Origin of the sequence: Thiocapsa sp. (assembly GCF_022340925.1) — a bacterium.
In the GTDB taxonomy this organism is placed as follows: Bacteria; Pseudomonadota; Gammaproteobacteria; order Chromatiales; family Chromatiaceae; genus Thiocapsa.
Genome location: NZ_JAJDNA010000026.1, coordinates 1 through 12,185, shown reverse-complemented (window position 1 = coordinate 12,185; position 12,185 = coordinate 1). Strand labels below are relative to the sequence as shown.

The window sequence follows — 12,185 nt, the reverse complement described above, 5'->3', positions numbered from 1 at the left end:
GGAATCGGCTTCCGGTATGTTTCCGCGATGCGTCTAGAAAAGATCCGACTCGCCGGTTTCAAATCCTTCGTGGATCCCACGACCGTGCGCTTTCCCAGCAATCTCGTGGGAGTGGTCGGACCCAACGGATGCGGCAAATCCAACGTCATCGACGCGGTGCGCTGGGTGATGGGCGAGAGCTCGGCGAAGATGCTGCGCGGCGAGTCCATGGCTGACGTCATCTTCAACGGCAGCACCGGGCGGAAACCCGTCGGGACCGCCAGCATCGAGCTGATATTCGACAATACCGACGGCGCGGCCGGGGGCGCCTATGCGGGCTTTAATCAGATCGCGGTTAAGCGCCAGGTCTCGCGCGACGGCCAGTCGGCCTACTTTCTGAACGGGTCCCGATGCCGTCGGCGCGACATTCAGGATCTGTTTCTCGGGACGGGTCTGGGGCCGCGCTCCTATGCCATCATCGAGCAGGGGATGATCTCCCGAATCATCGAGGCTCGGCCCGAGGACCTGCGGCTCTATCTGGAGGAGGCGGCCGGGATATCCAAGTACAAGGAGAGACGCCGCGAGACCGAGACCCGCATGCGTCAGACCAGGGAGAACCTGGAGCGGCTGGATGACCTGCGCGACGAGGTGGGCAGGCAATTGCTGCATCTGGAGCGCCAGGCCGCATCCGCCGAGCGATACAATCGGCTCAAGGCCGAGGAGAGTCGCCTGGATCTGGAGCTCAAGGCGCTGCGGTGGCGGGCGTTGGACGAGGAGCTTCACGCGCGTGAGCGCCGCCTTGCCGAGGCCGAGACGCAGACCGAGGCAGGACTCGCCCACCTCCGGCGTCTCGAGGCCGAGATCGAGGCGCGGCGCGCGGAGTATCTGGCAGCATCCGAGGCATTCAACGCGGTTCAAGGACACTTCTACGCGGTCGGCTCAGAGATCGCCCGAGCCGAGCAGGCGATCCAGTTCGCCAGCGAGGCACGTGGGCGGCGGGAGGGCGAGCTGGTTCGTCTCGACCAGGAGATCGGTGACGCCGAGGACCACCTGGAGCGCGACCAGGGGCGCCTCGCCGAGATCGATCGGAATTTGCGACGCGACGAACCCGGTTTGAGCGACGCGGATGGGGAATTGGCCGAGGTCCTCCATGCGGTGGCCGGGGCCGAAGAGCGTGTGCAGGACTGGGAGCGTCGATGGGATGACTTCAGTCGCGAGGCGGCCGGCCCGGCCGAGCAGGCACAGGCGGAGCGAGCGCGAATCAATGCACTCGAGCAGCGTGGCGATCAGGATCGCGAGCGCCTTCGCCGACTGGACGAAGAGATCGCGCGCCTGCAGGCTTTGGATCTGGCGGCGAGGATCCAGCAACTGGCCGAGCGGGAGATCCGGCTGGACGCGGCGATGGCGGAGCTTGAAGCACGCCGCGAGGAGCTCGGCGCCGATTTGGCCCGCCGCGACCAGGACATCGAGACCTTGGCGGTCGAGATGGACCGTGTGCGCACCGATCAGCAGGAGTCCAAGGGCCGGCTGGCGTCACTGTCCGCGTTGCAGGACGAGGCGTTGGCACGATCCGAAGATGAGCAGGCGAGTTGGCTCGAGCGCTCGGGTCTCGCCGACGCCCCTCGGCTGATCGATCGGCTGGAGGTCGCTCCCGGTTGGGAGCGCGCGGTCGAGGTCGTGCTCGGGGACGCGATCCGCGCGGTGGAGGCGCCGGGGCTCGAACGGGTCGTCGCCGGCGGGGGCGTTCTGCCCCCCGGGCTGGTCCTGTGGGAAGCCGCCGGGACGGGGGCGACGTCAGCGGAGCGTGAGGAGCCGATTCCACCCGAACGGGGCTCGGGCGCCGCCCTGCGGCTCGGCGGCTCGTCCGAGACGATTTTCTCCCATCTCCGCGCCCCTGCTGCACTCGCCGGTCTGATCGGACCGGTGCTGACCGTCGAGGGGCTGGCCGAAGCCTTGCAAATGCGCGACGCCCTTGGGCTCGGCCAGCGTCTGGTGACGCGTGACGGTCACCTGGTTGGTCGTCACTGGCTGATGACGCCCTTCAACGAGGCTCAGGGCGGCGTGATTGCTCGGGCCGAGGCCATCAAATCACTGAGCGCCCGGATCGCCGGTTTGCAGGACCGGGCGACGGGCCTCTCCAGCGAGCAGGAAGGCTTGCGCGCGGCGCGTCTGCAGGCCCGCGAGGAGCTCGCCGCTGCGGCACAGCGGTCGGCGGCGCTGGGCCGGGAGCTCTCCGCCCTCAGGTCCGAGCTCGCAAGCCTGCGGACTCGACGCGAGGACCGGGAGGAACGGCTCCTGGCGCTCACTGCCGAGCGCGACGAGCTGATGGCCCAGATGGCCGACAGCCTCGAGGCGATGGATGGGGCACGGGAGAGGCTGCACGAGCGCTTATCCGAGGTCGATGTCCTGGCCGAGCGGCGAGAGGCAATGCTCCAGGAGCGGGACGACCTGCGCTCTGCCCTCATCACGGCCCGTGCCGAGGAGCGCCGGTGCCGCGAGCTCAGCCAGGGGCTTCGGGTCAGCGTCGAATCCAATCGGGCAGCGCGGGCGGCCACGCAGCAGAGTCTCGTGCGGATCCAGGAGCGCCGTGCCCTCTTGCACGAGCGCCGGGCCGATCTGCTCCAGGCGTTGGAAGCCGGCGTCGAGCCTCTGGCCGAGCAGCGGGCGCTGCTCGATGAGCAGCTGGTGCTGCGGGTCGAGGTCGAGGAGGCGTTGGCCGCGGCGCGCTCGCGGCTCGACGCGCTTGACGGCGAGGTCCGCGAGCTTGAGCAGGATCGGCACCGCGTCGAGCAGGAGAGCCACCTCGGGCAGCGTGAGCTCGATCGTCAGCGTCTCGAGCACCAGGAGCGCCTGGTTCGGCGGCAGACCCTTGCGGAGCAGATCGCGGAGGCCGGGCAGACCCCATCCGAGGTGCTGGTCGGGATCGACCCGTCCGCCAGCGAGGCGCTCTGGCTGGAGGCGCTCGGCAAGACCACCGCTCGCTTGCAGCGGCTGGGTCCGGTGAACCTGGCGGCGGTCGAGGAGTATCGACAGCAGACCGAGCGCAAGGCCTATCTGGATTCACAGCATGATGACATCAGCCGCTCACTGGAAACGCTGGAGCAGGCGATCCGCAAGATCGATCGGGAGACCCGGAGCCGTTTCCGTGACACCTACGATCAGGTGAACCAGGGCCTGCAGCAGATCTTTCCGCGGCTTTTCGGAGGTGGACACGCCACCCTGGACCTCACCGATGAAGATCTGCTGGAGACCGGCGTGACCGTCATGGCTCGTCCGCCGGGGAAGCGGAATGCAAGCATCCATCTGCTTTCGGGGGGCGAGAAGGCGCTCACGGCTGTGGCCTTGGTGTTCGCCATCTTCCAACTCAACCCGGCGCCCTTCTGCATGCTCGACGAGGTTGATGCACCGCTCGACGATGCGAACGTCGGTCGCTTCTGTGAGCTGGTTCGCTCCATGTCGGACCGGGTGCAGTTCGTCTTTATCAGCCACAACAAGGGGACCATGGAGATCGCAGATCATCTGCTCGGCGTCACCATGCACGAGCCGGGTGTCTCGCGTCTTGTCTCTGTAGACGTCGACGAAGCGGTCCGACTCGCCGCGGTCTCCTGATCACTGCCGGATCGGGGGCGATTCGCCGGCGATCCGGCATACAGGTGGGTCGAGCATTGATATACTCCTGACAGTCTAGAACGTCAGACCACTGCCAATGCCAGAATGGACGCCGACACTATCCGCATGATTCTCATTGTTGCCGGGGCCCTTCTCATCCTTGCGCTCTACCTCTGGGAGCGGAGCCGCGATAGCGGGGATGAAGACGAAGACAACGACCTTGGGAGCGAAGCGCCCTATGGTCTCTCGTCAGCGAAACGTGAGCCCAGTCTGGGGCGCAGTGCCGATTCAGATCCTGTCGGGGGCTCGGCTCGCTCGCGAGCCACCCCCGATCGGGCGAGCCACCCGACGTCGGCAGCCGAAGCGAGCGGGGCCGGGGCCGCCTCGGAGCGATTCCAGTCCGGCCTGCCCGAGCCCCTGCTGATTCAGTTGAGCATCAGTGCCCGGCGTGAACCGTTCGACGGGCCCGACCTGATGGATGCCGCTGAGGCCTGCGGTCTGCGCCCCGGCAACATGGACATCTTTCACTGTCTCGACGAGTTTGATGACGATACGCGCGTTTACTTCAGTATGGCCAACATGGTCAAGCCGGGGACCTTCCCGTTCGATGCCATGGATGATTTCTCGACCCCGGGTCTGATGCTGTTCGCCCAGCTGGAGGGACGCCCCGAGGATATGACGATCCTCGAGGAGATGATCGCCACGGCGCGCAAGCTCGCGAACGAGCTCGATGGCGATGTGCTCGACGACACGCGCCGGCCGCTCACCGTCAGAAAAGAAGAGGTGATGCGCGAGGCCGTGCTGGAGAACGAGCGCCGATGGGCGAGGGTCGCGGAGCGTTGAGCGACCACGACGCCGCGCGCGAGCGCGCGGGTCATCTGCGTGCGCTGATCCGTCACCATAATTATCGCTACTATGTGCTCGATGACCCGGAGATCCCGGACGCCGAGTACGATCGTCTGGTCGCCGAGCTCAGGGTTCTAGAGGCGCGTCATCCCGAGTTGGTGACCCCGGACTCTCCGACCCAGCGGGTCGGTGCGGCGCCGGTTGCGGCGTTCTCTCAAGTCCGTCACCGCGTGCCGATGATCTCGCTCGATAACGCCATGAGCGACCATGACCTGGCGGAATTTCACCGGCGGATCGTCGCTGCCCTGCCCAACAGGGATCCGATCGTCTATACCGGCGAGCCCAAGCTCGACGGTCTCGCGGTGAGCGTTCGTTACGAGGCGGGTGTCCTCGTCCAGGCCGCTACCCGAGGCGACGGATCCACCGGTGAGGACGTCACGAGCAACGCGCGGACCATCCACAGCGTGCCTCTCCATCTGATCGGAGACGACTGGCCGGCCGTACTGGAGGTGCGCGGTGAGGTCTACATGACCCAGCGGGGGTTCGAGCATCTCAACGAAGCTGCTCGGCACCGCGGCGAGCGGACCTTCGCCAATCCGCGCAATGCCGCCGCTGGCAGCCTGCGCCAGCTCGATCCTCGGGTCACGGCCGCGCGCCCCTTGCGATTCTGCTGTTACGGTTGGGGCGAGATCTCGACCGCACCCGGGGACAGCCAGTATCGGATGCTGCGACGCCTCGCCGGATGGGGAATCCCGATCTCCAAAGAGCTGCGCCGGGTCAATGGCCTTGCGGGCTGCCGCGACTATTTCGAGGAGCTCGGTCGTCGTCGGGACAGCCTCGAATACGATATCGACGGCGTGGTCTTCAAGGTCGACCAGATTGCCGATCAGGCCAGTCTGGGGGCGACCAGTCATCATCCGCGCTGGGCGATCGCACGCAAGTTCCCGGCTCAGGAGGAGCTGACGGTTGTCGAGTCGGTGGGGTTTCAGGTCGGGCGCACGGGAGCCGTCACGCCGGTCGCGCGGCTCAAGCCGGTGCAGGTAGGGGGTGTGACCGTGGCCAATGCCACCTTGCACAATATGGATGAGGTCAAGCGCAAGGATGTGCGAATCGGTGATACCGTGAGCATCCGCCGTGCCGGCGACGTGATCCCCGAAGTCGTGGGCGTGCTGCTCGAGCGCAGGCCGCCGGATGCCCGCCCGGTCGAGCTGCCGTCCCATTGCCCGGTGTGCGGATCCGACGTCATCCGCCCCCCGGGTGAAGCCGTGGCGCGCTGCACCGGCGGTCTCTATTGTCCTGCCCAGCGCAAGCAGGCGATCAGGCATTTCGCATCGCGACGGGCCATGGATATCGAGGGTCTGGGGGACAAGCTCGTCGAGCAGCTCGTCGATCTCGGATTGGTTCGCGAGCCCGCCGACCTCTATCGGCTGACCGCGGAGCAGCTTGCCGGACTGGAGCGGATGGGAGAGAAATCCGCGGCCAACCTGATCGCGGCTCTGGAGCGCAGCAAGTCGACGACATTCGCGCGTTTCATCTATGCGCTGGGGATCCGGGGCGTCGGGGAGACCACGGCGCGCGCCCTGGCAGAGGAATTCGCGGGGATCCCGGACCTGGAGCAGGCGAGGGAGCCGGAGCGATTCCAGGAGCGCGGGGTGGAGGGTGTTGGCCCCGTCATTGCGGCACAGATCGCCGGCTTTTTCGCCCAAGCGCACAACCGCGAGGCGATCGGCCGACTCCTTGGGGCCGGAATCCAGTGGCCTGGACCGTCCGCTCCGACGCTGGCCCGGGAGGACCGCCCGCTTGCCGGCAAGACATTCGTCATCACCGGGATCCTGAGTCGTCCGCGCGAGGAGATCGCGACCTGGTTGCAGGAGCTGGGCGCGAGGGTGACCTCCGGCATATCGAAGAAAACGGACTATCTTCTGGCCGGCGAGGCGGCGGGCTCTAAGCTCGAGAAGGCGCAGTCGCTCGGCATCCCGACGCTCGACGAAAAGGGACTGCGGACGCTGCTTGATCGTCCTTGATCGACCCATCCAGCCTACGGACTTACAAACATGAATGAGCTGAGCAAAGAGCAACAGATCCTGATCGCGATGCGCAAGACGCTGTCGGCGATCATCAAGGACGTCACCCCTCCGCCCGGCATGCGCCACCCCCTGTCGGACTCAACGATCGCAGACGTTCGGCAATGCCTCGGCTTGATCGCCGCGCGCGAGAAGGAGCTGGCTGATGCGCAGGGCCGAGGCGGTGAGCGACCCTATTATGCCGATGAGCCACCAGCAGCCCGAGTGGTGCCGATCGCCAGCCTCAAGAAGCGGGAGGAGTGATGCAATGATCTCTGGCTTTCCGCATTCAAGCGGTTTACGTCGCCGCCGTTTCCTCGTCCATGTGGGGAGGCTCATGCTGGCGGCGGGCGCTGCCGAAGAGGCATCGGCGCGAGATCCAGGGGCTGGCACGGAACCGGACTGGTCCTACTCGGGTCCGCTTGGCCCGGAGCATTGGGGGGCTCTCGGCACGGCGTACCAATCCTGCGCAACAGGTGAGCTGCAGTCGCCGATCGACATTTCCGAGACCCAGCGGGTCACCTACATCCCGTTGCTCTTTCGTTATCGGTCGCAGCTCCTCGAAGCGGAAAACACCGGTCGCGGTGTCCGGCTGCTCTCCCCGCCTGGCAGTGCGCTCGTCATCCGTGGTCACGCATACGACCTGATCGAGTTCAGTTTTTACGTGCCGGGCCAACACCGATTTCAGGGTGTCGCCTCGGAGGCGGAGATCCACCTGCTGCATAGAGACAGCCAAGGCGGCCATGCGATCGTTGCCGTGCGGCTTCGAACCGGTGAGCGCGAGAACCGGATACTCGACCGCATCCTGGACTATTGGCCGATCCGCCCGGGCGAACGGGTGCGACATCGCCAGGTGGGGATCAATCCCCTGTTCCTGCTGCCGGTCGACCGAAGCTACTACCGGTACACGGGGTCGCTGGTGACGCCACCTTGCACCGAGCCGGTCCTATGGCTCGTCTTTCGTGAGCCGCTCGAGGTCAGTGCCGCTCAGATTCAACGGATCGCCCAGGCAACGGGAGCGAATGCGCGTCCCATTCAGCCACTCAATGGCCGTCCGGTCTTTTCGCACTTCCGCTATTGACTCCGTAAAGCAAGAGGCCGCTGCATCGGCAGCGGCCCCGTTCATGTTGGGCGGCGCCTGCTCCTCAGGGCGCCACCACGCTCCGCTCTGCCGCCGCGACCAGCACCGGGTCGGTGAGCTCCTTCGGCAGCTGGGCGAATTTATCCACCAGGGAGGGCCACAGCAGGTTGTAGTACAGCTCCCCTCGGACTAGGACCACCCCCTCTGAAGGGATGTCGTAAACCAGCTCGCGCGTCTCGTGTGGCTTGAGTCGAGAGTCCAGGCCGGGCTGGGTTGCCGTCGGTGGCGGGGCGGGCGCCCCTTTGTCATCCGCCAGACCATAGAAGAAGTAGGCCTGCGGGTCGTTCTTGGCGGGATGGCCCTCGGCGTTTTCCCAGACCACCTCGCCTTGCTCATCATAGGCGGTCAACTTCAGGTACATGTTGCGGAAAGGCGCACCGGTGGGCAGCGCGTGGGGCTGCGCGTTTTGCATGAAGACCCGGGTCTTCAGGACCTCGCCTTCCGGCTCGCTCTGAAGATCGAGGACGATCGCACGTTTGAGCATCTTGTGATCATGTCCGCCGCCCATGGAATGATCGACCAGACCGGCTGTGACCGGCATGTGGCAGGACTGGCACGCGGCCTTGCTGCCGCTTGCCAGGAACTCGTCGCCGGTCGCGCACAAAGCCACGTTCTGCGGATTGTTGCGTCTGTCGTGGCAGCCCATGCAGGCGTCCGAGGTCTTCATGAGGATCGGGCTTGCCTCCATCGTCAAGGCGGGGATTTCGATGCCGCCCATCTCGACGGGCTCGCCGAGGTGGGGGTTCGGTTTCTGTGAATCCGATGCCTCCTCGACCGCGCCTCCGAAGAGATCGTCGCCGGCCGCGGCGAGCTTTTGCAGTCCGCGTGGGAAGGCCGCCGGCCCGTGCAGCTTGTCTGAGACCTCATAGGCCTTCAAGCCCAGCTGCAGCTTGCCATCCTCTCCCTCGATGCCCTTGTAGCTCTGCAGGGTGTGGCAGGCCACGCAGTTGACGCCTTGGCTGTAGGCAACATGTCCGTTGAGCTTGGTGGTGTTGTCGCGAGCCGCGTTCGGGGCATGACACTGCAGACAGACCGGGAAGGTCCCCGACCTCTTGTGCACCTGCCCTTCGGCCGTCGGGTCGCCGACCTCCGAACCGTAAAACGCAGCGTGGATCGGGTCTTGCAGTGCCGTGCTCTGGGCATGCATCGATCCTTTCCACTGCCGATAGATTTCCTCGTGGCAGTTCTGGCAGACCTCCGCCGGGATCCTGTGGATCGGCTCCGCTGCGGCTTCGGACGCGGCTGCCGCGGAGACGGCGGCGCTGAACCCGACGGCAAGGCAGAATGACATGGAGAGTCCAGCGAGCTTAGGTCGCATGGTCTGTCGCTCCTCATCTGGTGATATTGACGGTTCGATCCGGACGGGTCATCCAGTCGGACAGGATTGTTATCGACCTCGACTCCGCATTAAAGTGCGCCCGGTCAATTAAACGCGACTCGCGATTCATCGATCCGAAAAGGAGCAGCTGATCGCGCATGAATGTGGCGGTTGGCCGCGTGCATCGAATACCTGCAGGGGCAGCATGGAACAGGGCTGTGGAATGACCTGATCATACCCTATTGATCCCGAGGACCAGCGCTTATCGCGAACGCGGCCTTCGACGTCCCATATATTCAATTGGTTAAGTTCTGGGATGGATGCCGCCCCTGCCTTGCGCTCGAATCGCTGGACCAGTCGGCATTGACCTTGGGAGACGGGTATCGCCCATTTTTGATTATTATTATATTAATTTGGAATGAAATGCGGATGCAGCGGATCGGCGACTGGTGAATTGAATTGCCGTGCCCAACGAGCCTCCTATAATCCTCGCTGCATGTCTTCTGCGCGTTAGGCTTCAGAGGTAGCACCAATGTCGATCAAACCGCTCTCGGTCCCGTTTCGATCCCTTGTTCTCGTTCTCATCTCCTTCGCGGCGCTCCCGTCGGTCGCCGAGAAGGTGAAGCTCGATCCCGGCAACTGGGGACACGAGGCCGGGAGTGACTGTGTGAGCTGCCATGCCAAGGCATCGAGCGGACTGGCGCAGCAATGGCGAGACAGCGCCCATGCCGCGGCCGGCGTCAACTGTATGGACTGCCATCAGGCGGCGCGATCCGACATCGACGCCATCGAGCATGAAGGGCAGGTCATCGCGACCATCGTCTCGCCGAAGGACTGCGGACGCTGCCACGTAAAGGAGCTCGAGGAGCACCAGGGCTCGGTCCATGCCGAGGCCTATTCGATCATCGAGAAACGGCTGCCGGCCCTCGCGGACAATGTCGGCGGGTCGCCGATGCGGGCGGCCTCATGCGATCAATGCCACGGCTCACAGGTGAATGTCCGGGGCGACGGCACACTGGACCCGGCGACCTGGCCAAACTCGGGTATCGGCAGAATCAACCCGGACGGATCCAAAGGGTCCTGCTCATCCTGCCACGGTCGGCATCGTTTCTCGAAGGCCCAGGCGCGCGAACCCGATGCCTGCGTGCGCTGCCACTCCGGCCCCGACTCTCCGGACAAGGAGATTTTCGAGGCGTCGAAGCATGGGATGGTCTATGCCGCCCACCGTGACGAGATGAATCTTGACGCGGGCGAGTGGGTCGCCGGTCGCGACTACACAGCGGCGCCAACCTGCGTGACCTGCCACATGGGTGCGGCCGGCAAGCTCCCCTCGACACATGATGTGGGACTTCGCAATGCATGGAGCCTCAACACCCCGGTCTCAAAGCGGCAATTCCTGGTGATCTTCGAGGACGGCCACAAGATGGAGCTCGCGGCAGACGAGGCTGCCCCCAGGCGCGGGACTGAGCTGAGGCGTGCAGATGGAACGCTCGGCACCGTGAAGACGGTGGCGACGCCCGAGCGCCGCCGTCAAGCCATGACCTTGGTCTGTCTCGAGTGCCACGGCAAGGGCTTCACCGAGAGCTTCATGAAACAGTTCGACTCGGTTGTTGAGCTCTACAACAGCAAATTCGGCGAGCCGGCCCGGGCGATCATGGCCGGGCTCTACGACCGGGGTCTGCTCACACCCACGCCGTTCGACGAGCCGATCGAGTTCATGTATTGGGAGCTGTGGCACGACGAGGGTGCGCGGGGTCGCCACGGGGCGTCCATGATGAGCCCCAACCACGCTTGGTGGGAAGGTATGTACCTGGTCGGCCGGAATTTCTACTCAGCGTTCCTCCCCGGGGCGCGTGCCCTGGCCAAGGAGCATACCGGTACGCTGGTTGACGCCGTCCTGCGCGGCAGCGAGCACCATCGCTGGCTGGATCAGCCGGACCAGACGAGTGCAATCCTGGGCTTAGGTCGCAGGGAGGGCGACTGATGACTGCGCCGCGCACATCCTCCGGGTTCATCACCCGTCCGGTGCTGATCGCACTGGCCGTCGGCAGCCTGGGCGGGGTGCTGTTCATGGCGTTCCTGATCGAGTTCGATCATTACGCCAGCCAAAACAGCTTCTGCACGACCTGCCACTCGATGTCGTATGCGGATGAGCGCTATCGGCAAACGGTTCACTACAACTCGGCATCGGGGGTGCGTGCCTCCTGTGGAGACTGCCATGTCTCGGAGGGGATCTTCGCGGCGACCTGGGATCATGTCAGGGGGGGCAAGGATCTGTTCAAGCAACTGTTCGGCCCCGACTACGACGACCCAGTGATTAACGCCTTGCACCTGCCGGAGGCGGCGTTTGCGGCACGGAGATGGTTCCGCGACCGCGACTCAGTGACCTGCCGGCGTTGCCATCTCCAGGACGCGATCCAAGGCACGCGCGCCGACACCGCGGCCATCCATCGCGAAGAGACAGAGGGCAAGTCCTGTATCGACTGTCATTACAACCTGGTCCATCGCACGGTGCCCGACAAGAGCACCTTCAAGCGCGAGGCCTGGAACCGTATGGTGGAAGAGCAGTTCGGGCTGGATCCGGGGGCTGCCGACCGACTCCTCGGCGGACACTGAAGCCCGGCAATCCGCATTCGGGAGGTGCCTTTCCGGTCAGTGCCGGCAGTTCTCGAGCCGGCGGCCCGCACCGGGAAGGATCGCCAGTATGAAGGCGGCCGCCAGGGTTGCAGCACCGCCCAGCACGGTGAGCAGGGCGATGTGCGCGGTCGGCACGGACAGACCGGTCGTCTCGGCGATCAGGAGCAGCAGCATCCCGGAGAGAAGCAAGGCCCCCGACAAGGCGACGAAAGAACGCATCATGGTGCAGGAGGTTATCATTCTGTCTCTCCATAGAATCACTATAGAATCAAATTCTAATATATTCTTGTCAAGATGCAACTGACATGCGCGTCGTGTGCTTGCTTGAGAGACGCGAGCCTGTGCTTTGACCGCGCGAGCCCGGGCCCGGTGCGCGTCAGGTCGCGTCAATCTTGGGGGCTTGGTCGCGCGGGGCGGGGGAGGGGTTTGCACCGCCGCCGTCGATGGCATCTCTTCGGCAGCGGCGCGAGCCGCGGGCGGTCTCGGTCAGGCCACGTCGGACCTATTTGCTCGATGGCTCGTCAGTCGACTGGTCCTCGCTGGATTTTAGCTTCACGACATCCTCGTTCAGCTCGACCATGGCGCTGTCGCG

At 65.0% G+C, this 12,185-nt stretch carries 9 protein-coding genes; 7 read left to right on the top strand and 2 right to left on the bottom strand.

Going from position 1 to position 12,185, the window contains the following annotated elements:
- Positions 1-27: 27 nt before the first annotated feature.
- The 5 genes from smc to LJE61_RS03715 all read left to right on the top strand — a co-directional run bounded on the left by smc (position 28) and on the right by LJE61_RS03715 (position 7,578).
- On the top strand, positions 28-3,588 hold the full coding sequence (smc, locus tag LJE61_RS03735) for a chromosome segregation protein SMC (protein WP_296917481.1): 3,561 nt from the start codon (positions 28-30) through the stop codon (positions 3,586-3,588).
- 126 nt (positions 3,589-3,714) lie between these two features.
- The gene (locus LJE61_RS03730) at positions 3,715-4,431 is read left to right on the top strand and encodes a cell division protein ZipA (RefSeq protein WP_296917476.1); all 717 of its coding nucleotides are present in this window, start codon (positions 3,715-3,717) and stop codon (positions 4,429-4,431) included.
- Positions 4,407-6,458 carry an NAD-dependent DNA ligase LigA gene (gene ligA, locus LJE61_RS03725; RefSeq protein ID WP_519972933.1) on the top strand — a complete coding sequence of 684 codons (2,052 nt, stop codon included), beginning with the start codon at positions 4,407-4,409 and terminating at the stop codon, positions 6,456-6,458. Before LJE61_RS03730 ends, ligA begins: the two co-directional genes overlap by 25 nt.
- 30 nt (positions 6,459-6,488) lie before the next feature.
- On the top strand, positions 6,489-6,761 hold the full coding sequence (locus LJE61_RS03720) for a segregation and condensation protein A (RefSeq protein ID WP_296917474.1): 273 nt from the start codon (positions 6,489-6,491) through the stop codon (positions 6,759-6,761).
- Between the two features lie 4 nt (positions 6,762-6,765).
- Positions 6,766-7,578 (top strand): carbonic anhydrase, encoded by an 813-nt coding sequence (locus LJE61_RS03715; RefSeq protein ID WP_296911177.1) that lies wholly within the window; start codon positions 6,766-6,768, stop codon positions 7,576-7,578.
- Between the two features lie 64 nt (positions 7,579-7,642).
- Here the strand turns inward: LJE61_RS03715 and LJE61_RS03710 are convergent, their stop codons facing one another.
- Positions 7,643-8,956, bottom strand: a complete 1,314-nt coding sequence (locus LJE61_RS03710; protein WP_296917472.1) for a cytochrome c family protein — start codon at positions 8,954-8,956, stop codon at positions 7,643-7,645.
- A 532-nt stretch (positions 8,957-9,488) separates the two neighbouring features.
- Here LJE61_RS03710 and LJE61_RS03705 point away from each other — a divergent pair.
- Together LJE61_RS03705 and LJE61_RS03700 are read left to right on the top strand one after the other, a co-directional pair.
- Positions 9,489-10,940: a multiheme c-type cytochrome gene (locus LJE61_RS03705; protein WP_296911181.1), complete on the top strand. Its 1,452-nt coding sequence runs from the start codon at positions 9,489-9,491 to the stop codon at positions 10,938-10,940.
- Positions 10,940-11,572 (top strand): NapC/NirT family cytochrome c, encoded by a 633-nt coding sequence (locus LJE61_RS03700; protein ID WP_296911183.1) that lies wholly within the window; start codon positions 10,940-10,942, stop codon positions 11,570-11,572. The genes LJE61_RS03705 and LJE61_RS03700 overlap by 1 nt, the downstream gene beginning before the upstream one ends.
- A gap of 36 nt (positions 11,573-11,608) precedes the next feature.
- Here LJE61_RS03700 and LJE61_RS03695 read toward each other — a convergent pair whose 3' ends face one another.
- A complete protein-coding gene (locus LJE61_RS03695; protein ID WP_296911185.1) occupies positions 11,609-11,833 on the bottom strand; it encodes a hypothetical protein in 225 nt (74 codons plus the stop codon).
- Positions 11,834-12,185: the final 352 nt, after the last annotated feature.

Excerpts from the sequence above, each read along its gene's own strand:
- smc (WP_296917481.1), top strand. The coding sequence starts at position 28 with ATGCGTCTAGAAAAGATCCGACTCGCCGGTTTCAAATCCTTCGTGGAT.
- LJE61_RS03730 (WP_296917476.1), top strand. The coding sequence starts at position 3,715 with ATGATTCTCATTGTTGCCGGGGCCCTTCTCATCCTTGCGCTCTACCTC.
- ligA (WP_519972933.1), top strand. The coding sequence starts at position 4,407 with ATGGGCGAGGGTCGCGGAGCGTTGAGCGACCACGACGCCGCGCGCGAG.
- LJE61_RS03720 (WP_296917474.1), top strand. The coding sequence starts at position 6,489 with ATGAATGAGCTGAGCAAAGAGCAACAGATCCTGATCGCGATGCGCAAG.
- LJE61_RS03715 (WP_296911177.1), top strand. The coding sequence starts at position 6,766 with ATGATCTCTGGCTTTCCGCATTCAAGCGGTTTACGTCGCCGCCGTTTC.
- LJE61_RS03710 (WP_296917472.1), bottom strand. The coding sequence starts at position 8,956 with ATGCGACCTAAGCTCGCTGGACTCTCCATGTCATTCTGCCTTGCCGTC.
- LJE61_RS03705 (WP_296911181.1), top strand. The coding sequence starts at position 9,489 with ATGTCGATCAAACCGCTCTCGGTCCCGTTTCGATCCCTTGTTCTCGTT.
- LJE61_RS03700 (WP_296911183.1), top strand. The coding sequence starts at position 10,940 with ATGACTGCGCCGCGCACATCCTCCGGGTTCATCACCCGTCCGGTGCTG.
- LJE61_RS03695 (WP_296911185.1), bottom strand. The coding sequence starts at position 11,833 with ATGATAACCTCCTGCACCATGATGCGTTCTTTCGTCGCCTTGTCGGGG.